Genomic DNA, 21,130 nt, shown 5'->3' with positions numbered 1-21,130 from the left:
GCCCATGACCCAGACCAAGGACTTCCTGCTCGAGATCGGCTCCGAGGAGCTGCCGAGCGCGCCCCTCGACCGCGCCGCCGCCCAGCTCGCGAGGCTCGTCGAGGCCGGCCTCGACGACGCCGGCCTCGCCCACGGCGGGGTTCGCGTCGTCTCCACCCCCCGGCGCCTTGCCGTGCTCGTGGCCGACGTCGCCTGCGCCACCGAGGCAGCCCACTCCGTCATGCGCGGCCCGGCGGCCGCCATCGCGTTCGACGCCGACGGCAACCCCACCAAGGCGGCCGTCGGCTTCGCCCGCGGCAAGGGCGTGGACCCCGCCGACCTCGTGGTGCGCGAGGACGGCGGCAAGGACTACGTCTTCGCCGAGGTGGACGAGCCCGCCGTGCCCGCCGAGCAGATCCTCGCGCCCCTCTGCGAGCGCGTCATCGCCGGCCTCGACTGGCCCCGCAGCCAGCGCTGGGGTTCCACCCACGAGCGCTACGGCCGGCCCGTGCGCTGGATCTGCGCCCTGTTCGGCGACGAGGTGCTCGACGTCTCCTACGCCGACGTCACCTCCGGCCGCACCACCCGCGGCCACCGCGTGCTGGCACCCGGCGAGCACGTCGTGCCCGAGCCCTCCGCCTACGAGGCCGTGCTCGAGGACGCCCGCGTCCTCGGCCACGAGGAGCGCGCCGCCCGCATCCGCGAGGGCATCGCCGCCGTGGAGTCCGAGCTCGGCGTCACCGTGGACACCCCGGCCCGCGTCTTCAACGAGGTGGTCAACCTCTGCGAGTGGCCCACGGTCCTGGTGGGCCGCTTCGACGAGGAGTTCCTCTCGGTCCCCCACGAGATCATCTGCGAGTCAATGCTGTCCCACCAGCGCTACTTCCCCACGTACGACGGCGACGGGAACCTCACCCGGGCCTTCATCGTCGTGGGCAACGGCGACCCGGCCTGCTCCGAGACCGTGGTGGACGGCAACGAGCGCGTGGTGCGTGCCCGCCTCGACGACGCCAAGTTCTTCTTCGAGGAGGACCTCAAACACCCCCTCGAGGACTACCTGCCCAGGCTCGAGACCGTGACCTTCCAGGAGCGCCTCGGCACCATGGGCCAGAAGGCCGCCCGCATGGAGGCCCTCGCCCCCGCGGTGGTCTCCGAGGCCGGTGGCACCGAGGAGCAGCGGGACCACGCCCGCCGCGCCGCGTACCTCGCCAAGGCCGACCTCGTCACCCAGGCAGTCGTGGAGTTCACGAGCCAGCAGGGCGTCATGGGCGGCTACTACGCCCAGGCGGCCGGCGAGCCCGACGAGGTCTTCCGTGCCGTGGCCCAGCACTACCGCCCGCGCTTCGCCGGCGACGAGCTCCCCGAGGGCCTCGTCGCGCGGGCCGTCGCCGTGGCCGACAAGCTCGACACCATCTGCGGCATGTTCGCCATCGACGAGCCGCCCACGGGATCCTCGGACCCCTTCGCCCAGCGCCGCAGCGCCATCGGCGTCATCCACATGCTCGAGGACATGCCCCAGGCGAGCCTCTCCGACCTCATCGACGCCTCCCTCGACGCCTACGCGGACCAGGGACTCTCCTTCGACCACGGCGCCGTCGCCCAGAGGGTGAGGGAGTTCTTCCTCGGGCGCCTGGCCACCATGGCCAAGGACGAGGGCATCGGCCCCGACACCGTGGCCGCGGTCTCCGCCGCCTCGGTGATCGACCCGGCCGAGTTCTTCCAGCGCGCCCGGGCCCTGGAGCGGGCCCAGGTGGAGGACCCCGAGCTGTTCGAGGCCCTCGCGGGGGCCTACGCCCGCGCCGCCAACCTCGCCGACGCCGATCTCGGCTGCGACGTGGACGAGAGCGGCCTCGGCGACGCGGAGAGGCGCCTCCTGGACGCCTGCGTGAGCGGCCAGGCCGCCGTGTCCGCCGCCCTGGCCTCCGGCGACTACGAGGGCGCCCTGGCCGCTCTCGGCGCACTCAGGGGCCCCATCGACGGCTTCTTCGACGAGGTCATGGTCATGGACGACGACCCGGCCGTGAGGGAGAACCGCCTGCGGCTCCTCAACCGCTTCGCCGCCGTATTCTCCGGCGTTGCCGACTTCGGCGCCTTGGGGAGGGGTCGTTAGGCAACCAACTCCCTTGTTATTTTGAAAAGGCCGCCTGCTCCCAAGCGTTGCAGGCGGCCTTTAGTTACTTGTAAAATTGCCAAGGCCCGTCAACGACAGACCCCTCGCAAGGAGGTCCCTTGGCTAAGTACAGTTTCGAAGGGGAGGCCATCGACTACGCGCCCGACTGCGCGGTCATCCACGTCATCTCCGACTCCCTGGGGGAGACGGCGTCGAGCGTGGTCACCGCGGCCGCGGCGCAGTTTCCCCTCGGCTCGGTGCGTATCCGACGCCTTCCCAAGCTCCAGGCGCTCAGGCAGGTGAGGGAGTACTTCGACTCCCTCGACCCGGAGAGCGCGGAGCATCCCAGTGCCGTGTTCCACACCATCGTCGACCCCGACCTCCGTCGCGAGGTGCGCCGCGAGCTCGACGAGCGCGAGATTCCGTCGGTCGACCTGCTCGGCCCGGGCATCGCCATCCTCTCGTCGCTCACCGGCAAGGAGCCCGTGGGCATCCCCGGCATCAACCACGAGGCCGACGACCGGTACTTCCGCCGCATCGACGCCATGGAGTTCTTCGTCGAGCACGACGACGGGCGCAACCCGCAGGACCTGCCCAAGGCCGACATCGTGCTCATCGGCGTCTCCCGCACCTCCAAGACGCCCCTGTCCATGTACCTCGCGTTCATGGGATACAAGGTGGGCAACGTGCCCCTGGCCCTCGGCGTCGAGCCCCCCATCGAGCTCGAGGAGGTGGACCCGGCCCGCATCTTCGGGCTCATGTCCACCACCGACACCCTCGTCTCCATCCGCACGCGCCGCCTGTCCAAGGACGGGGCGTCCGACTACGCCGCCTCCTACGCCGACCCCGCCGAGGTGGTGGCCGAGCAGGCCGAGGCCCGCAAGCTCATGCGCCACCTGGGCTGCATGATCATCAACACCAGCGGGAAGGCCGTCGAGGAGACCGCCAACGAGATCATCGCCCAGATCGAGGAGCTCAAGCGCATCCGCGCCGAGTACGCCGCCCGGGAGCGGGAGGCCCAGGGCTCCGAGTAGGTCCTTGGCCATTCACCGGTGGACAACCTTCGCCGGTTTTGGTTGGATACTGATATATGTATCGGCACGAGGCGCCCTTCGGGGCGCGAGAGAGGCGCATCCCGTGCGCCGCAAGCAAAAGGGAGATTTATGGCTGACCCGAACAAGCATGTGTACCGCTGGGGCATCGACGCCTCCGGCAACGACATCACCGAGGCCGACTCCTCGATGAACTACGTGGTCGGCGGCAAGGGCGCCAACCTGGCCGAGATGGCCAAGATCGGCCTGCCCGTGCCCCCCGGCTTCTCCATCACCTGCCAGACCTGCGTCGCCTATTCCGGCAACGACAACACCTGGCCCGAGGGCGTCCTCGACGAGATCGACGCCGCCCGCGCCGACCTCGAGGAGCGCATGGGCAAGCGCCTGGGCGACCCGGCCGACCCGCTGCTCGTCTCCGTGCGCTCCGGCGCGCCGTTCTCCATGCCCGGCATGATGGACACCGTCCTCAACCTCGGCCTCAACGACGAGTCCGTGGAGGGCATCATCGCCCAGACCGAGAACCCGCGCTTCGGCTGGGACTCCTACCGCCGCTTCATCCAGATGTTCTCCAACGTGGTCATGGGCGTCGACGCCGACCTCTTCGAGAACGCCATCACCCAGCGCAAGCTCGCCAAGGGCGTCAAGAACGACACCGACCTCACGGCCGACGACCTCAAGGAGCTCGTGGCCCAGTTCAAGAGGATCTTCTCCGACAACGTCGACACCCAGGCCCACCCCGAGATCGTGGTGGACGGCGTCGCCACCTTCCCGCAGGATCCCTACCTGCAGCTGAAGCTCGCCATCGAGGCCGTCTTCGGCTCCTGGATGAACGAGCGCGCCATCCTCTACCGCCAGCAGAACAAGATCCCCGACGACCTCGGCACCGCCGTCAACGTCCAGATCATGGCCTACGGCAACAAGGGCAACGACTCCGCCACCGGCGTCGCTTTCACCCGCAACCCCGCCGACGGCACCCGCGAGTACTACGGCGACTTCCTGGTCAACGCCCAGGGCGAGGACGTCGTGGCCGGCATCCGCAACACCCAGCCCATCGCCGAGCTCAAGGAGATGGAGGGCCTCGAGGAGGCGGGCGCCCAGCTCGAGGACATCTTCGAGCTCCTCGAGAACCACTACCACGACATGATGGACATCGAGTTCACCATCGAGAACGGCAAGCTCTGGATGCTCCAGACCCGCGTGGGCAAGCGCACCGCCCTGGCCGCCCTCCACATCGCCATCGACATGGAGCGCGAGGGCCACATCACCAAGGAGCAGGCCGTCTGCCGCGTCAACCCCCAGCAGCTCGACCAGCTCTTGCACCCCCAGATCGACCCCAACGCCAACCTGGACGTCCTGGCCACCGGCCTCAACGCCAGCCCCGGCGCCGCCGTGGGCGAGGTGGTCTTCTCCAGCGCCGACGCCGTCGACTTCGCCGAGCAGGGCCGCCCCTGCATCCTCGTGCGCTGGGAGACCAACCCCGACGACCTCAAGGGCATGGTCGCCGCCGAGGGCATCCTGACCTCGCACGGTGGCAAGACCTCCCATGCCGCCGTCATCGCCCGCGGCATGGGCGCCCCCTGCGTCTGCGGCGTGGAGGCCCTGAAGATCGACGCCGCCAACAAGGAGGCCAAGGTCAGCGGCACCGACGTGGTGCTCCACGAGGGCGACGTCATCACCATCGACGGCACCACCGGCCGCGTGGTCCTCGGCGCCGTGGAGCTCGTGAAGCCCGAGCTCGCCGGCGACCTCGACACCATCCTCCAGTGGGCCGACGAGATCCGCGACGACGAGTCCCTCGGCCGCGTCATGGGCGTGCGCGCCAACGCCGACAACCCCGAGGACGCCAAGCTGTCCCTCGAGTTCGGCGCCCAGGGCATCGGCCTCTGCCGCACCGAGCACATGTTCCTCGGCGACCGCAAGCGCATCATCCAGGACTACATCCTCTCCGAGGACAAGGACGTCAAGGACCGCGCGGTCAAGGACCTCACCGAGGCCCAGGAGGGCGACTTCCTCCAGATGCTCGAGACCATGAGCGGCCACCCGATGATCATCCGCCTGCTCGACCCGCCGCTGCACGAGTTCCTCGACAGCCCCCGCGAGCTCGCCGTCGAGATCGCCAAGATGGAGGCCACCGGCGCCGACCCGGCCCTCATCGCCGAGAAGAGCGCCCTGCTCGCCCGCATCGACGCCATGGCCGAGGCCAACCCCATGCTCGGCCTCCGCGGCTGCCGCCTCGGCATCATGTACCCTGAGCTCAACGAGCTCCAGGTGCGTGCCATCGCCACCGCCACCGCCGAGCTCAAGGCCCGCGGCCTCGACCCCGAGCCCGAGATCATGATCCCGCTCGTCTCCACCGCCGAGGAGCTCGCGATCGTGCGCGCCCAGGTGGAGCAGGTCATCGCCGAGGTCGAGAAGAAGTTCGGCTGCGACCTCGACATCCCCGTGGGCACCATGATCGAGCTGCCCCGCGCCGCTGTCACCGCCGACGAGATCGGCAAGTACGCCGACTTCTTCTCCTTCGGCACCAACGACCTCACCCAGACCGCCTTCGGCTTCTCCCGTGACGACGTCGAGAGCGCCTTCATCCCCACCTACCTGCGCAAGAAGCTTCTGCGCACCAACCCCTTCGAGACGCTCGACGCGGGTGTCGCCAAGCTCGTGGGCATGGGCGTCGAGGGCGGCCGCGAGGCCAACCCCGGCCTCGTCTGCGGCGTCTGCGGCGAGACCGGCGGCGACCCCGACTCCATCGTCATGTACTACGACCTCGGCCTCGACTACGTTTCCTGCTCGCCGTACCGCGTGCCCATCGCGCGCCTCACGGCGGCCCAGGCCAAGATCGCCGCTGCCGGCAAGATGGGCCACGTCGACAAGTAGGCCCCTCCCGCTCCCGTATCGGTAGCTGAAAGGCGGCCGCCCCGGAAGACCGGGGCGGCCGCCTTGTCCATGGCAGGCGGTTTGAGAACGAGGACGCGGCCGGTGCGGGTGCCTGCGGGAGGTGCCGACGTCCCGGGGCGCGACGTTCAGCGGTCGGCCACCGTGCTCTCGCCGTGGTTCCAGAGGATGTCGTCGGTCTCCTCGAGCCCGCGCCCGTTGGCGAGGCACCAGGCGATCACCGTGTCGCGCCGGTTGTCGGCCATGAGCGGGGCGTGGCCGCCCAAGACGAGCATGTGGCTGGCCTCCTCGGGGGAGAGCTCGAGCCCGAACGCCAGCTGCAGCAGCTTGTCGCGCGAGGCGTGGCGCGACCCGGCGATGATCTGGTAGCCGAAGGTCGAGTTGAGCTTCGACGCCCTGATGGCCTCGATGCGGGTGCACCGGCGGGACTCCAGCGTGGACTTGAACCAAGACACCAGGGTCTCCTGCGAGAAGGGTCTTGCGAGAGCCTTCTCGAGAGAGATGCCAGCGAGCTTGGTCAAGTGTTCGGTTCCCATGGCGACCCCACGTTTCCCTTCACCGGATGTTATATATGATGATGCACAAGTTGCGAGTCCTATTCATCAGCTAGTGGCTGAATCTTCCCATTTCTTTTCTTTTCCCACAGAGGGACAGTGGGGCCGCTTCTTTGGACCTCCCGTGAATCGACGGCCGTCCCTTGTGCGGGATTGACTCCACCGCTACCATATTCGTTCGTGTGCAAAGCTATGTGTCGGCCGCAGCGCGGCGGCACCTCTAGGAAGAGGAACCATGGATTACATTCGTGCCATCGAGCGCCAGCAGATCCGCGAGGATATCCCCACGGTCATCCCGGGCGACAACGTGAAGGTGCACTACCGCATCAAGGAGGGCGACCGCGAGCGCGTCCAGGTCTTCCAGGGCGACGTCATCCGCATGTCCGGCGAGGGCGCCCGCGAGACCTTCACCGTCCGCAAGATCTCCTTCGGCGTGGGCGTCGAGCGCACGTTCCCGCTCTACAGCCCCAAGATCGCCAAGCTCGAGGTCGTCCGTCACGGCGACGTTCACCGCGCCAAGCTCTACTACCTGCGCGACCGCGTGGGCAAGGCCGCCCGCATCCGCGAGAAGCGCTAGGCCGCAGACACCCGCACCCGAACGCGCCCGCCCCGAGCGGGCGCGTTTTTTGTGCGCACCAGAAGGGAGCGTGCCATGGAACCCGCCTCCGCCGTCGCCCGGGCGCTCAGGGAGGCCCCCCTGGAGGGGCTCGAGGCGCTCATCGAGGCCTGCTCCGACGACCCCCGCGCCACGGTGGCCTCCGCCGTCGCCCGGGCCCGACGCCGCCTCGAGCGGGAGCGGGCCGACCGCGAGCGCGTGGCGGGGCTCTACCGCACCATGGACGGGCTCGCCGGGGGCGGCCTGGCCGTGGGGGTGGACGAGGTGGGGCGCGGGCCCCTGGCCGGCCCCCTCGTCGTGGGGGCCGTGGTGCTCCCGCCGGAGCCCATGGTGTGGGGCATCGACGACTCCAAGCGGCTCTCGCCGGCCGCGAGGGAGCGCCTCGACGCCCGTATCCGCGAGGTCGCGACGGCCGTGTCCCTCGTCTGGGTGCCGCCTTCGGACATCGACGCCCACGGCATGTCCGCTTGCCTGCGCCGCGCCATGGGGGAGGCGGTCTCCGCCTGCGGCGTGGAGCCCGACGCCGTGCTCATCGACGGCAACCCCGTCCACGCGCACCCCCGGGAGCGCTGCCTCGTGGGCGGCGACGGCAGGGTGGCGTCCATCGCCTGCGCCTCCATCGTGGCCAAGGTGGCCCGCGACCGGCGGATGGTGGAGCTCGACGCCGTGTACCCGGGGTACGGGTTCGCGTCCAACAAGGGGTACGGCTCGGCGTCCCACATCGCCGCCATCCGCTCCCTGGGGCTGACCCCCGAGCACCGGGCCTCGTTCTGTGGCCGTTTTGTGGACTGAGCGGCGAGGGCCCCGGGGCGCCCGTTGCCCCGTCCTCCGCAGGAGAATCGAACCTTGATGAAGGCCCCCGCCGTTGCCGGGGGCCTTTCCCGTGTCCCCCGGTTTCCGACCGTCGGCGGTCGGGGCCGTGTCGGGCGGCCGTCGGGTGCCGGTCGGAAACCGGTCGGGGCCGCCTTCCACCATGGTGCCCGTCCAGCGGGTCCCAGACACGAGGAGGAAGCCATGGAGGACGTCAGGGGTGTCATGGAGGTCACGGGGGCGTCGGGGGCCGAAGAGGCGGTGGTCGTGGACCAGGGCATGGCCGCCGACACGTCGGTGCCGCCCTGGGACGCCTACCCGCGCCCCCAGAAGTCCGTGCGGGAGTACACGGAGCGCGAGCTCGGGGCCGAGGGAGAGCACCTCGCCCAGGTCTACCTCGTGCGTCGCGGGCTCGAGATCCGCGACCTCAACTGGGTGTGTCCGGGCGGCGAGGCGGACATCGTGGCCGCCGAGGAGCGCGGGTGCGTGGTGCTCGTGGAGGTGAAGTGCCGCCTGGCCATCGACGCCCCCGAGGAGCCAATGCCCGAGCTCGCCGTCGACCGGCGCAAGCGCGCGAGGTACCGGAGGATAGCCCTCTACTACCTCTCGGAGCACCCGGAGGTGGACTCCGTGCGCTTCGACGTGATCGCCATCAACATCGTCCAGGAGCGGATGGCCCGCCTCCGCCACCTGGTGGGGGCCTTCGCATGGGACGGCCAGTGAGCCGCCACGGGGCGTCGGTCCACACGGCGGTGCTCCGCGGCGCCGAGGCCGTGCCCGTGGACGTGGAGGTGGACCTCGCGGGCGGCATCCCCGGCATCAACATCATCGGCATGGCCGACAAGGCGGTGCTCGAGGCCCGGAGCCGCGTGCGGTGCGCCTTCCGGGCGAGCGGGTTCTCTCTCCCGCGCATGAGCGTGACGGTGAACCTCGCCCCGGCGGACGTCCGCAAGGCCGGGACCGGGCTCGACCTGCCCATAGCGGCCGCCATCCTGGCCGCGGCCTCCCAGGTGCCGAGGGAGGGGCTCGACGGCTATCTCCTCGTGGGGGAGCTCGGGCTCACCGGGGAGGTCTCCCCGGTGCCGGGGACCATCGCGTTCCAGAAGCTCGCCGCCGAGCAGGGCCTCGTCCTCGCCGGGGCCCCGGGGGAGGCGGCCCGGGCGCCCATCGGCGCCCCGCCGGTGCCCGTCCCGTGCCTCTCCCGGCTCAAGCAGGGCATGGGCGCCCTCGCCGAGGCGGCGGCCGGGGCCCCGGTACCCGACGCCGTGCGCCCGGGGCCCCAGGAGGCCGTCGACTTCTCCGACGTGGTGGACCAGGAGGCGGTGAAGAGGGCCTGTGTCGTGGCGGCGGCCGGTGGCCACGGCATGCTCATGGTGGGGCCGCCGGGGACCGGCAAGACCATGGTCGCCCGGCGCATGGCCACCGTCCTGCCGCCCCTGGAGGGGGAGGAGCTCATCGAGGCGGCCGTGATCCACTCGGCGGCGGGCCTCGACGCCTCCGGCATCCTCGCCGGCGAGCGACCGTTCCGCGCGCCGCACCACACGGTGTCGTGCGCCGGGCTCGTGGGCGGGGGCCGCCCGGTGGGGCCGGGCGAGGTGTCGCTCGCCCACTGCGGCGTGCTCTTCCTCGACGAGCTCCCGGAGTTCGCCGGCAACGTGCTCCAGACCCTGCGGCAGCCGCTGGAGGACAAGCGCGTGGTGCTCGTGCGGGCCGACGGCACCTACCGGTTCCCGGCCGACTTCCAGCTCGTGGCCGCGGCCAACCCGTGCCCCTGCGGGCACCTGGGGGACCGCGGCCGGGAGTGCACGTGCTCGGCGGCCCAGGTGCAGCGCTACCAGGCCCGGGTGGGCGGCCCCCTCATGGACCGCATCGACATCGTGTGCGACGTCGCGAGGCCGCGGCCGGGCTCCATCATCCGCGGCGAGGAGGGCATGGGGTCGGCCGAGATGCGCGACCAGGTCCTGGCGGCCCGGGAGTTCGCCTCCTGGCGCCGCTCCCAGGGCGTGGGCGACGGCCCCGTGTCGTCCCTCGGGCTCGACGAGGCGGCGTCCGGGCGCCTCGACCTCCTCGCCCGCACCGCGTCGCTCGGCGGCCGCGCCGTCACGCGGATCGCACGGGTGGCGCGCACCGTGGCCGACATCGAGGAGAGCCGGGCGGTCACGGCGCGGCACGTCGCCGAGGCCTCGCTCTGGCGTCAGAGGGAGGTGGCCTGACATGGCAGACATGGCGGAGGGGTTCGAGCTCGTCCCCGGGGACGACCTGTGGCCGTCCCTGGTGGGGGAGGGGTCCGGCATCGACCGCATCTACGGCCGCGGCGACCCCTCCGTGCTCTCGACGCCCTGCATATCGGTGGTGGGGGCCCGGCGCGGGACGCCCTACGGCCTGGCCGTGGCCTCGCTGGCGGGCCGCGTGGCCGCCGAGGCCGGGCTCACGGTGGTGTCCGGCGGGGCCATGGGGGTGGACGCCGCCGCGGCGCGGGCGGCGCTCGCGGCGGGCGGCCGCACCGTGGTGTGTGCCGGCACCGGGGCCGACATCGTGTACCCCGCGAGCAGCCGCGACGTCTTCCAGGGGGCGATCGCCCAGGGTGGGGCGGTCGTCGCCCTCGCCCCCTGGGGGACCGGGCCGAGCCGGTGGGCCTTCCCCAGGAGGAACCGTCTCATCGCCGCCCTCTCGCCCGTGCTCGTGGTGACCGAGGCCGGGCTGCCCTCCGGCACCTTCTCCACGGCCGACGCCGCCGTGGAGCTCGGGCGCACGGTCTACGCCGCGCCGGGCTCCATGTTCTCGCCGTCGTCGAGGGGCACCAACCTGCTCATCTCCCAGGGCGCCACCATGATCGTGGACGAGGAGTCGCTGGAGATGTCCATCTCCATGGACTACGGGGTCCTGAGGAGCCCGCGTGTGCGCACGGCCAAGGACCGGGGCAGGCTCTACTCGGCCCTCGTGGGCCAGGCCATGCGGCCGGACGACCTGGCGGCGGCCCTCGGGAAGGGAGTGCTCGAGGTCATGCGGCTCCTCGCCGACTACGAGGCGGAGGGGCTCGTCCGCAGGCTGCCGGACGGCCGCTACAGCCCCACGGAGGCGGCGCTTCTCGACGAGGTCTGAGGGGCGGTACGGGGTATGCTTGGACGACGGCGGAACGGGAGGGCGGAGCGCCCGGGGAGGGGGACACGTGGAGAAGGTCACCGTGATCGGCGGCGGTCTGGCGGGCAGCGAGTGCGCCCTGGCCCTGGCGGCCCGCGGCGTCCCGGTCCGCCTCGTGGAGCAGCGCCCCGGCGGGGACGCCCCGGCGCACCACACCGACGGCCTCGCCGAGCTCGTGTGCTCCAACTCCCTCAAGTCGACGAACCCCGAGAGCGCCGCGGGCATCCTCAAGGGCGAGCTCCACACCCTGGGCTCGCGCCTCCTGCCCCTGGCGGAGGCGTGCGCCGTGCCCGCCGGCGGCGCCCTGGCCGTGGACAGGGCCGCCTTCTCCCGCTCGGTCACCGAGGCCGTGGGGTCCGAGCCGCTCGTCGAGCTCGTCCGCGAGGAGGCGGCGTCCATCCCCGACGGCCCCGTGGTGGTGGCCGCGGGGCCGCTCTGCTCCGACGCGCTCTTCTCCGCGGTCTCCGACCTCCTGGAGGCCCACGGGACCCCGGGGTCGCTCTCGTTCTTCGACGCGGCGGCCCCCATCGTCGACGCCGCCACCATCGACCGGTCCGTGGTCTTCACGCAGTCGCGCTACGGTGCGGAGGGGGAGGGCGACTACCTCAACTGCCCCCTGGACCGCGGGGAGTACGAGGCCTTCGTGGAGGCCCTCGTGGGTGCGAGGCGTGTCGTGCAGAAGGACTTCGAGCAACGCGACCTCTTCCGGGCCTGCCAGCCGGCCGAGGAGGTGGCCCGCACCGGCGTGGACTCGCTGCGCTACGGTGCCATGAAGCCCGTGGGCCTCGTGGACCCGCGCACGGGCTCGCGTCCCTGGGCGGCCCTTCAGCTGCGCGCCGAGAACGCCGAGCGGAGCGCCTACAACCTCGTGGGCTTCCAGACGAACCTCGCCTGGCCCGAGCAACGCCGCGTCTTCTCCATGGTGCCGGGGCTCGAGAACGCCGAGTTCTTCCGCTACGGCGTCATGCACCGCAACACCTTCATCGACGCGCCCCGGGCCCTGGACCGCACCTTCCGCGTACCCGGCACCCGGGTGCGCTTCGCCGGCCAGATCTGCGGGACCGAGGGCTACGTGGAGGCCATGGCGTCGGGGCTCCTGGCGGCCCTCAACACCTACGCCGACCTCGCGGGGGCCCCGCCCGTCGACCTGCCCCGCACGGGCGCCCTCGGCTCGCTCGTGGCCTACGCCACGGACCCGGCCACGGTCGACTACCAGCCCATGCACGTGAACTTCGGCCTCGTGCCGCCCCTCGATGGGCCACGGCGCAAGAAGCGCGAGCGCTACGCCGCCTACGCCGCTCGGGCGCGGGCGGACCTCGACGCCTGGGTCGCCGGGCGCCCCGACCTGTTCCCCGGGGCGGCGCGGCCGTGAGCGCGGGCTGGGAGGGGAGGCTGGGGGACTTCCTGCACTTCCTCGCCACGGTGAGGAACCTCTCGCCCAACACGGTGCGCTCCTACCGCTGCGACCTCGAGGGCTTCCTCTCGTGGTGCGACCGCACGGGCACCGACCCGGCGGCGCTCGGCCCCTCGGACGTCCGCGCCTACCTCGGGGAGCTCCGACGGGCCCGCTACGCGGGGCGCACGGTCTCGAGGCGGCTCTCGGCGCTCCGGACCTTCTACGACTGGCTCGGGAGGGAGGGCGTCGTCGAGGGCAACGTGGCCGCGGCCGCGTCGTCGCCCAGGACCGGGCGCCCCCTCCCCGAGGTGCTCGACGACGACCAGGCCTCCGCCCTCATCGCCGCCGCGGACACCTCGACCCCCGAGGGTCTCAGGGACCGCGCGCAGGCCGAGCTCATGTACGCGTCGGGCGCGCGCATCGCCGAGGTGGCGCACCTCTCGGTGGGCGACGTCGACCTCGGGGCCGGGGGCGTCAGGCTCTTCGGCAAGGGCTCCAAGGAGCGGCTCGTCCCGCTCTACCCGGCCGCCTGCCGCGCCGTGGGGGCCTACCTCCGCGACGGCCGGCCCGCCCTCGCCGCGAGGGCGGCGCGCGCCTCCGACGCCCTGTTCCTCTCCAGCCGCGGCAACCCCATGGGGGCCGACGCCCTGCGCGTGCGCTTCGAGCGCCTCGCCGCCCTCGCCGGCCTGCCCTCCTCCGTGACGCCCCACGCCATGCGGCACACCTTCGCCACCGAGCTGCTCTCGGGCGGCGCCGACCTCAGGAGCGTCCAGGAGCTCCTCGGGCACGCCTCCATCTCCACCACCCAGGTCTACACGCACCTGTCGGTGGACCGCCTCAAGGAGGCCTCGCTCCAGGCCCACCCCCGGTCCGGGCGGTGAGCCGCGGCGCTTTTGTGGGGTCCCGGTAGAGAAGGGCCGGTCCTGAACTGGGGGTGGCGCCGGGGGGCCTCCGCGCCTATACTGTGTTCTTGCTGTGCAAAAGCACAGGAGAAGACACACGCGTGGCCACTCGGCAGCCGCGGTGCCCGGACCTACAAGCCAGGGTCCGGGTGGCTGGCCGGGGACGACGTCACGCGGAGGAACAACCGAAGGAGAACCATGGCTGTCAAGATCAACATCAAGACCCTGCTCGACGCCGGCTGCCACTACGGCCACCAGACCCGCCGCTGGAACCCCAAGATGAAGCCCTACATCTTCGGCGAGCGCAACGGCATCTACATCCTCGACCTCAAGCAGACCATCGTCGACGCCGACAAGGCCTACACCTTCCTCAAGAACCTCGCCGCCAAGGGCGGCACCGTGCTCTTCGTGGGCACCAAGAAGCAGGCCCAGGAGCCCGTGGCCGCCCAGGCCGAGCGCTGCGGCATGCCCTACATCAACAACCGCTGGCTGGGCGGCGTGCTCACGAACTTCGTGACCATGCGCTCCCGCATCGAGCGCATGACCGAGCTCGAGGCCATGCAGGAGGACGGCCGCATGGCGCTCCTCCCCAAGAAGGAGCAGTCCGTGCTCACCAAGGAGCTCGAGAAGCTCACCAAGAACCTCGGCGGCGTCCGTGAGATGAAGGCCCTGCCCCAGGCGCTCTTCGTGGTCGACACCAAGCGCGAGGAGATCGCCATCCGCGAGGCCCGTCGCCTGAAGATCCCCGTGGTCGCCCTCCTCGACACCAACTCCGACCCCGACGTCGTGGACTACGGCATCCCCGCCAACGACGACGCCATCCGCTCCGTCTCCCTCATGTGCGAGCTCATCGCCGACGCGGTGCTCGCCGGCAACGGCCGCGAGCAGATCTCTGCCGAGGAGATGGCCGGTACCCCCGCCGTCACCGACGCCGTGGAGAACCAGATCCTCGACGTGCAGCCCGAGGTCTCCGACGCCAAGGCCCCCGTCTCCGTGGACGGCCAGACCGTCGAGTCGGTGACCACCGCCGAGACCGACGACAAGCTCCCCCGCTAACCCACCCGTCCGCGCCGGCGCAGCCGGCGCCCAGCCAATGAGAAGAGGTTCCATGGCCACCAAGATCACCGCCCAGATGGTCAAGCAGCTCCGCGAGATGACCGACTCGCCCATGATGGAGTGCAAGAAGGCCCTCGTCGAGGCCGAGGGCGACCTCGAGAAGGCCGTCGACGTCCTCCGCACCATGGGCATCGCCAAGGCCGTCAAGAAGGCCGGCCGCGACACCAACGAGGGCACCGTGGGCGCCTTCGTCACCGCCGACGGCCACAAGGGCGCCCTCGTGGAGGTCTCCTGCGAGACCGACTTCGTGGGCACCAACCCCAAGTTCACCGGCTTCGCCACCAAGCTCGCCGAGGTCGTCGCCGACAACGCCCCGGCCGACGTCGAGGCGCTCAAGGCCCTGCCCTTCGAGGGCGCAGACACCGTGGACTCCGCGCTCACCGAGCTCATCCACACCATGGGCGAGAACATGAAGATCGCCCGCTTCGTCGTGCGCTCCGTCGAGGACGGCGCCCTCTCCAGCTACGTCCACGGCGGCAAGCTCGGCGTGCTCGTGGAGTTCGCCTTCTCCAAGCCCGCCACCGCCGAGAACGACGCCTTCAAGGCCTACGCCCACGACGTCGCCATGCAGGTGGCCGCCGCCCAGCCCGTGGCCGCCCGCATCGAGGACGTCCCGGCCGAGACCGTCGAGCACGAGGTCGCGATCTACAAGGCCCAGGCCGCCGAGTCCGGCAAGCCCGAGGCCATCCAGGAGCGCATGGCCGAGGGTCGCCTCAACAAGTTCTACAAGGAGAACGTGCTCACCGAGCAGGTCTTCATCAAGGACTCCGACCAGACCATCCGCTCCCTCGGCGAGAAGGTCTCCAAGGAGTGCGACGACAGCATCTCCATCGTCGCCTTCGACCGCTTCTCCTTCGGCGAGTAGACCGACGGTAAATCCGGCTCTCTGACAGGGGCGGGGACGGTGCGAGCCGGCCCCGCCCCTGTCCATGGGCTATGATGATGCGGCACGGGCCATCACTCGAGACGGGACAAGCGTGGAAGACTACAAGTACCGCCGTATTCTGCTCAAGCTCTCCGGAGAGGCCCTCATGGGCGACGGCGAGTACGGCATGGACCCCAAGATGCTCGAGCACCTCGCCGAGTCCATCAAGACCATCCATGACGACGGCATCGAGGTGGGCATCGTCGTCGGCGGCGGCAACATCTTCCGCGGCATGGCCGGCGCCGCCGCGGGCATGGACCGCGCCCAGGCCGACTACATGGGCATGCTCGCCACGGTCATGAACGCCCTCGCGCTCCAGGACGCCTTCGAGAAGGCCGGCATGATGACCAGGGTCATGAGCGCCATCGAGATGCACGAGGTGGCCGAGACCTACATCCGCCGCCGCGCCATCCGCCACCTGGAGAAGGGCCGCGTCGTCATCTTCGCCGCCGGCACGGGCAACCCCTACTTCACCACCGACACCGCGGCGGCCCTCCGCGCCTGCGAGATCGACGCCGACTGCCTCATGAAGGCCACCAAGGTCGACGGCATCTACGACAAGGACCCGATGAGGCACGAGGACGCCAAGCGCTACGACACCATCAGCTACCGCGACGTCCTCGCGCAGGGCCTCAAGGTCATGGACGCCACCGCCACGGCCCTGAGCCAGGACAACCACATGCCCATCATCGTCTTCGACATCTCCGAGGACGACGTGTTCGAGAAGGCCCTTAAGGGAGAGTCGGTGGGAACCACCGTCGTGGAAGAGGAGACCCTCTGATGAGCGATACCATCAACAACGCAAAGAGCAAGATGGAGAAGTGCCTCGACACCCTCAAGGCCAACTTCTCCAAGGTCCGCACCGGCCGCGCCAACCCCCACGTGCTCGACGCCATCAAGGTCGACTATTACGGCGTGGAGACCCCGGTCACCCAGCTCGCCGGTGTGAAGGTCCCCGAGGCCACCATGCTGCTCGTCGAGCCCTGGGACAAGTCGGTGCTCAACGCCATCGAGAAGGCCATCCGCAACTCCGACCTCGGCATCAACCCGTCCAACGACGGCTCCTCCATCCGCCTGCCCTTCCCGGCCCCCACCGAGGAGCGTCGCCGCGAGCTCGTCAAGGACTGCAAGGGCTACGCCGAGGAGGCCCGCGTGGCCGTGCGCAACGTCCGCCGCGACGCCAACGGCAAGATCGAGCGCGAGGAGGAGAACTCCGAGGACGACGTCCGTCGCGAGCAGGCCGAGGTCCAGAAGCTCACCGACTCCTACATCAAGAAGATCGACGAGGCGCTGAAGGCCAAAGAGGCCGAGGTAATGGAGATCTAGGTTGCGGTACGACGCTGAGGCGCTGGCGCGCCATTTCGCCGACGGTCCCGGTGACGTCTCCCTCGCCGACGTCGACATGGCGCGCCTGCCGTCCCACATCTCCATCATCATGGACGGCAACGGCCGCTGGGCCGAGGCCCGCGGCATGGAGCGCCCCTACGGCCACATGGCCGGCGTGGACTCCCTCCGCGAGACCATCACCACGTGCGTGCGCCTGGGGATCGACGTGCTGTCCGCCTACGCCTTCTCCACGGAGAACTGGAAGCGCCCGCAGCGCGAGGTGGACATGCTCATGCACCTGTTCGCCACCACGCTGGTGAACGAGCTGCCGCTCTTCGTCCAGGAGAACGTGCGCCTCGTCTTCCTCGGCGACCTCGAGGCCCTGCCTCGGGAGACCCGCGAGGTCTTCGAGGAGGGCCTCGCCAAGACGGCGTCCCATACCGGCATGGTGCTCGCCCTCGCCGTGAACTACGGCTCCCGGGCCGAGATCGCCCGGGCCTGCCGGCTCCTGGCGGCCGACGTCGCTGCCGGTAGGATGGACCCCGGCTCGGTGGACGAGTCTGCCGTGGCGGAGCGGCTCTACACGGCCGGGCTGCCCGACCCCGAGCTCCTCATCCGCACCTCGGGCGAGCTCAGGCTCTCCAACTTCCTCCTCTGGCAGCTCGCCTACGCCGAGTTCTACGTGACCCCCGTGCTCTGGCCGGACTTTGACCGCTGGGAGCTCCTGCGCGCCGTCGCGTCGTTCCAGGGGCGCGAGCGCCGGTTCGGGGGAGTGGTCCAAGGGTGAGCGACGACTCCAAACACAACCGCGGCCCCCAGGGGCTCGAGAGGCCCATGGACAGGTACGAGAGGAAGCGCGACGAGCGCGAGGAGCTCCGCCTCGAGGGCGGGACCCGCAGCTCCCGGGTGCGTTCCGGCACCGAGAAGCTGCTCACGCGCACGCTCTCGGGCCTCTTTTACAGCGTCACCGTGCTCGTGTGCATCTTCTGGGGGCCGTTGCCCTGCGCCGTGCTCTTCTGCGCCATGGCCTGGCTCTGCTGCTCGGAGTTCTTCCGCATCGCCCGCATGCTCGGGCGCATGCCCAACGAGTTCATCGGGCTCACTGCGGCCGTGGCCTTCGTCGTGTGCCCCCTCCTGCCCGACGTGGCCCTCATGGCCGTCTTCTCGCTTCTGGTCCTCTCCTGCGGGGTGTGGTTCGTCTGGACCGCCCGCGCCTCCATCAGCGACGCCGCCATCACGGTGTTCGGCCCGGTCTACACGGGGTTCCTGCTGAGCTCGGTCATGTACGTCCGCGTCATGGACGTCCCGAGCCAGCCGATGCCCGTGGCGGCCCTGCTCACCTTCGGCGTGATCGCGTCCATCTGGATGAGCGACGCCGCGGCGTACTTCGTGGGCCAGCGCTTCGGGCGGCACAAGATGGTGCCCAAGATCAGCCCCCACAAGACCTGGGAGGGCTTCGCCGGCGGCATGGTCGGCTCCGTCTTCGTATGGCTGATCATGTGGGTCGTGGGGCTGCCCTGCGTCACGCTGCCCCTCGCGCTGCTCGGCGGCGTCTGCGTGGGCGCCGTGGGCGTCATCGGCGACCTCTTCGAGTCGCGCCTCAAGCGCGCCGCGGGCGTCAAGGACTCCGGCAACTTCCTGCCGGGCCACGGCGGCATGCTCGACCGCACCGACTCCATCCTCTTCGGCTCCATGACAGCCTTCTTCATCCTCAGGCTTGGAGGACTCCTATGAACATCTTCGAGGACCGCGCGCCCTCGTCGCCCCGGCCCACGCCCCTGCGTGTGGCCGTCCTGGGCTGCACGGGCTCCATCGGCCGCCAGGCCCTCGACGTCGCAAGGCAGCACCCCGACCGCGTGGAGGTGACGGCGCTCTCCGTGTACGGGAGCACCGCGGAGCTCGTGGCCCTGGCCAGGGAGTTCCACCCCTCGGCCGTGGCCGTGGCCGACCGCGCCCACGGTGCCGACGGCGTCCTCGACGGCCTGCCGGCCGGCTGCGGCCTGCTCCTCGGCGACGAGGGGGTCATGGAGCTCGCCTCCCGCGACGACGTGGACTGCGTCCTCGTGGCCGTGGTGGGGGAGGCCGGTATCCACGCCGCCCACGCCGCCCTGGCCGCGCGCAAGGTGCTCGCCTGCGCCAACAAGGAGGCCCTCGTGGCCGCCGGCGACCTCCTCATGCCCATGGCACAGCCCGGCCGCCTCATACCGGTGGACTCCGAGCACTCGGCCATCTACCAGTGCCTGGTGGGTGGCCGCGAGCGCGAGCTCCGGCGCATCTGGCTCACGTGCTCCGGCGGCCCGTTCCTCGGGCGCACCCGCGAGAGCCTCGCGTCGGTGACCCCTGAGGAGGCGCTCGGCCACCCCACCTGGGCCATGGGCCCCAAGATCACCGTGGACTCCGCGACCCTCATGAACAAGGGCCTCGAGGTCATCGAGGCCCATCACCTCTTCGACGTCCCTGTGGACGCCGTTGAGGTCCTCGTGCACCCCCAGAGCAAGGTCCACTCCATGGTGGAGTTCGCGGACGGCTCCACCGTCGCGCAGCTCGGCCCCTCCGACATGCGGATCCCCATCCAGTACGCCTTCAGCTACCCGCACCGTTGGGACGCGCCCTGCGAGCCCGTGGACTGGCGGACGGCGGGGGAGCTCACCTTCGGCGCCCCCGACACGGAGACGTTCCGCTGCCTGGCCCTGGCCCTCCAAGCGGGGCGGGTCGGCGGTACGCTGCCCTGCGCCATGAACGCCGCCAACGAGGTGGCCAACCAGGCCTTCCGCGACGGGCGCCTGGGCTTCCTCGCCATCGCAGAGGTGGTCTCCGCGGTCATGGACGCCACCGTGCCCGATCCGGTGGAGTCGCTCGCCCAGGTGGCCGAGGTGGACGCCCGCGCCCGCGCCCAGGCGGCCCAGGCGGTCTCGAGGCTGTCGTGCTAGCCGGGCTCGGCGGGGCGGTCTCCGCCGTCCTCTGGGGCCTCGTGCTCCTCTCGGTCCTCGTCTTCGTCCACGAGGGCGGCCATTTCCTCGCGGCCCGCGTCCTCGGCATCCGCGTGCGCGAGTTCTTCCTCGGCATGCCCTGCCGGTTCCGCCTCGCATGGGAGTCGCGCCGCTACGGCACCGTGTACGGCGCCACGCCCCTGCTGCTGGGCGGCTACACCATGGTCTGCGGCATGGACGGCGCGTCGAGCCCGTATCTCGCCGGCGCCCTCGCCTCGGTGGCGGCCCACGGCCGCGCCACGGTGGACCAGGTGGCCGCCGACGCCGGGTGCACGGCCGAAGAGGCCGTCGAGGCGCTGGCCACGCTCGCCGACTGGGGCTCCGTGGCCCCGTACTACGACCCGGACCTCGGCGAGAGGCCCACGGACTCCACGTGGCCCTCGTCCTTCGAGACCCTGGAGCGCGACCCGTCGCTCCTCACCAAGTACGACCGCGGGCACGACTTCTCGCTGCCCGGCACCACGGCCCAGGGAGAGCCCCACGGCCTCGGGGAGGGCCCGGAGGCCTTCCTCGCCGCCGAGCGCTCCCACACCTACCTCGCCCACGGGTTCTGGGGCCGCACCTTCGTCCTCGTGAGCGGCGTGGCCGTGAACCTCGTCTGCGGGATCCTGCTCGTCGTGGCTGTGCTCACCCTCGCGGGCGTCCCCGTGGTGGGCGACGCCCCCGTGGCGGGCTCGGTGACCGAGGGGTCCCTCGCCCAGCAGGCCGGCATCGAGGCCGGCGACGAGTTCGTGTCGGTGGACGGGACCCCCGTCTCCACCTGGCAGGGGACCGTCGAGGCCGTCCGGGAGGCCCTCTCCGAGGGCACCGACTTCACGGTCACGGTGAGGCGCGACGGCAGGCCCGTGGACGTGGGCGTGGCCCTCGACGGTCCCGCCGAGACCCTCGGCATCCAGGGGACGGTGGAGAACGTGCGCCTCGGTATCGGCGATGCTCTCTCCTACGCCCTCTCCTACGTGGGGGCGACCGCCTCGTTCATCCTCAGGCTGCTTCAGCCCGCCCACATCGGCGAGGTCATCGAGAGCTCCAGCTCCGTCGTCGGCATCTCGGTCATGGCCAGCGAGGCGGCGAGCCAGGGGATGGCGTCGTTCGCCCTGCTCGCGGCCGCGGTGTCCCTGAGCCTGGCCTTCATGAACCTGCTGCCCATACCGCCCCTGGACGGCGGCAAGATTGTGATCGAGGCCATCCAGGCCGTGCGCCGGCGCCCCGTCTCCATGCGCGTGCAGCAGGGAGTCTCCATGGTGGGTATAGCCCTCTTCATGCTCCTGTTCTTCGTCCTGCTCCGGCAGGACATCGTCCGCTTCGTCTTGGGAGGCTGACC

At 70.9% G+C, this 21,130-nt stretch carries 19 protein-coding genes; 18 read left to right on the top strand and 1 reads right to left on the bottom strand.

Annotation, left to right across the window (positions count from 1 at the left end; translation table 11 throughout):
• Window positions 1-4: 4 nt before the first annotated feature.
• The 3 genes from glyS (at window position 5) to ppdK (ending at window position 6,015) form a co-directional block, all read left to right on the top strand.
• The gene (glyS, locus tag NFR49_RS02115; RefSeq protein ID WP_251158028.1) at window positions 5-2,089 is read left to right on the top strand and encodes a glycine--tRNA ligase subunit beta; all 2,085 of its coding nucleotides are present in this window, start codon (window positions 5-7) and stop codon (window positions 2,087-2,089) included.
• A gap of 119 nt (window positions 2,090-2,208) precedes the next feature.
• Entirely contained in the window at window positions 2,209-3,123 is a 915-nt protein-coding gene (locus NFR49_RS02110; RefSeq protein WP_251158027.1) for a pyruvate, water dikinase regulatory protein, read from the top strand.
• Between the two features lie 129 nt (window positions 3,124-3,252).
• The gene (gene ppdK, locus NFR49_RS02105; RefSeq protein WP_251158026.1) at window positions 3,253-6,015 is read left to right on the top strand and encodes a pyruvate, phosphate dikinase; all 2,763 of its coding nucleotides are present in this window, start codon (window positions 3,253-3,255) and stop codon (window positions 6,013-6,015) included.
• 146 nt (window positions 6,016-6,161) lie between these two features.
• Here ppdK and NFR49_RS02100 read toward each other — a convergent pair whose 3' ends face one another.
• The gene (locus NFR49_RS02100; protein ID WP_251158025.1) at window positions 6,162-6,488 is read right to left on the bottom strand and encodes an XRE family transcriptional regulator; all 327 of its coding nucleotides are present in this window, start codon (window positions 6,486-6,488) and stop codon (window positions 6,162-6,164) included.
• A 334-nt stretch (window positions 6,489-6,822) separates the two neighbouring features.
• Between NFR49_RS02100 and rplS the strand changes: the two genes are divergently transcribed.
• The 15 genes from rplS (at window position 6,823) to NFR49_RS02025 (ending at window position 21,128) form a co-directional block, all read left to right on the top strand.
• A complete protein-coding gene (gene rplS, locus NFR49_RS02095) occupies window positions 6,823-7,164 on the top strand; it encodes a 50S ribosomal protein L19 (RefSeq protein ID WP_135977318.1) in 342 nt (113 codons plus the stop codon).
• Window positions 7,165-7,239: 75 nt separating this feature from the next.
• On the top strand, window positions 7,240-7,995 hold the full coding sequence (locus NFR49_RS02090; protein ID WP_251158024.1) for a ribonuclease HII: 756 nt from the start codon (window positions 7,240-7,242) through the stop codon (window positions 7,993-7,995).
• Between the two features lie 222 nt (window positions 7,996-8,217).
• A complete protein-coding gene (locus NFR49_RS02085) occupies window positions 8,218-8,736 on the top strand; it encodes a YraN family protein (protein WP_251158023.1) in 519 nt (172 codons plus the stop codon).
• On the top strand, window positions 8,721-10,226 hold the full coding sequence (locus tag NFR49_RS02080; protein WP_251158022.1) for a YifB family Mg chelatase-like AAA ATPase: 1,506 nt from the start codon (window positions 8,721-8,723) through the stop codon (window positions 10,224-10,226). Before NFR49_RS02085 ends, NFR49_RS02080 begins: the two co-directional genes overlap by 16 nt.
• Window position 10,227: 1 nt before the next feature.
• Complete coding sequence (locus tag NFR49_RS02075) at window positions 10,228-11,115, top strand: DNA-processing protein DprA (RefSeq protein ID WP_251158021.1); 888 nt, start codon at window positions 10,228-10,230, stop codon at window positions 11,113-11,115.
• Window positions 11,116-11,182: 67 nt separating this feature from the next.
• A complete protein-coding gene (gene trmFO / locus NFR49_RS02070) occupies window positions 11,183-12,526 on the top strand; it encodes a methylenetetrahydrofolate--tRNA-(uracil(54)-C(5))-methyltransferase (FADH(2)-oxidizing) TrmFO (RefSeq protein WP_251158020.1) in 1,344 nt (447 codons plus the stop codon).
• Window positions 12,523-13,431, top strand: coding sequence for a tyrosine recombinase XerC (locus NFR49_RS02065; protein ID WP_251158019.1), 909 nt, complete (start codon window positions 12,523-12,525; stop codon window positions 13,429-13,431). Before trmFO ends, NFR49_RS02065 begins: the two co-directional genes overlap by 4 nt.
• Window positions 13,432-13,650: 219 nt before the next feature.
• Window positions 13,651-14,508, top strand: a complete 858-nt coding sequence (gene rpsB, locus NFR49_RS02060) for a 30S ribosomal protein S2 (protein WP_251158018.1) — start codon at window positions 13,651-13,653, stop codon at window positions 14,506-14,508.
• Between the two features lie 52 nt (window positions 14,509-14,560).
• A complete protein-coding gene (gene tsf, locus NFR49_RS02055; protein ID WP_251158017.1) occupies window positions 14,561-15,433 on the top strand; it encodes a translation elongation factor Ts in 873 nt (290 codons plus the stop codon).
• Between the two features lie 112 nt (window positions 15,434-15,545).
• On the top strand, window positions 15,546-16,274 hold the full coding sequence (gene pyrH, locus NFR49_RS02050; protein WP_204407360.1) for a UMP kinase: 729 nt from the start codon (window positions 15,546-15,548) through the stop codon (window positions 16,272-16,274).
• Entirely contained in the window at window positions 16,274-16,819 is a 546-nt protein-coding gene (gene frr / locus NFR49_RS02045) for a ribosome recycling factor (RefSeq protein ID WP_135977326.1), read from the top strand. The genes pyrH and frr overlap by 1 nt, the downstream gene beginning before the upstream one ends.
• A 1-nt stretch (window position 16,820) precedes the next feature.
• Window positions 16,821-17,606, top strand: coding sequence for an isoprenyl transferase (locus NFR49_RS02040; protein ID WP_251158016.1), 786 nt, complete (start codon window positions 16,821-16,823; stop codon window positions 17,604-17,606).
• Entirely contained in the window at window positions 17,603-18,553 is a 951-nt protein-coding gene (locus tag NFR49_RS02035) for a phosphatidate cytidylyltransferase (RefSeq protein ID WP_251158015.1), read from the top strand. The genes NFR49_RS02040 and NFR49_RS02035 overlap by 4 nt, the downstream gene beginning before the upstream one ends.
• A complete protein-coding gene (gene dxr / locus NFR49_RS02030) occupies window positions 18,550-19,749 on the top strand; it encodes a 1-deoxy-D-xylulose-5-phosphate reductoisomerase (RefSeq protein WP_251158014.1) in 1,200 nt (399 codons plus the stop codon). Before NFR49_RS02035 ends, dxr begins: the two co-directional genes overlap by 4 nt.
• On the top strand, window positions 19,743-21,128 hold the full coding sequence (locus tag NFR49_RS02025) for a site-2 protease family protein (protein ID WP_251158013.1): 1,386 nt from the start codon (window positions 19,743-19,745) through the stop codon (window positions 21,126-21,128). The genes dxr and NFR49_RS02025 overlap by 7 nt, the downstream gene beginning before the upstream one ends.
• Window positions 21,129-21,130 lie beyond the last annotated feature (2 nt).

Origin of the sequence: Caniella muris, assembly GCF_943193035.1 — a bacterium.
GTDB classification, from domain to species: Bacteria; Actinomycetota; Coriobacteriia; order Coriobacteriales; family Atopobiaceae; genus Granulimonas; species Granulimonas faecalis.
This window is presented reverse-complemented; position numbering and strand designations above follow the sequence as displayed.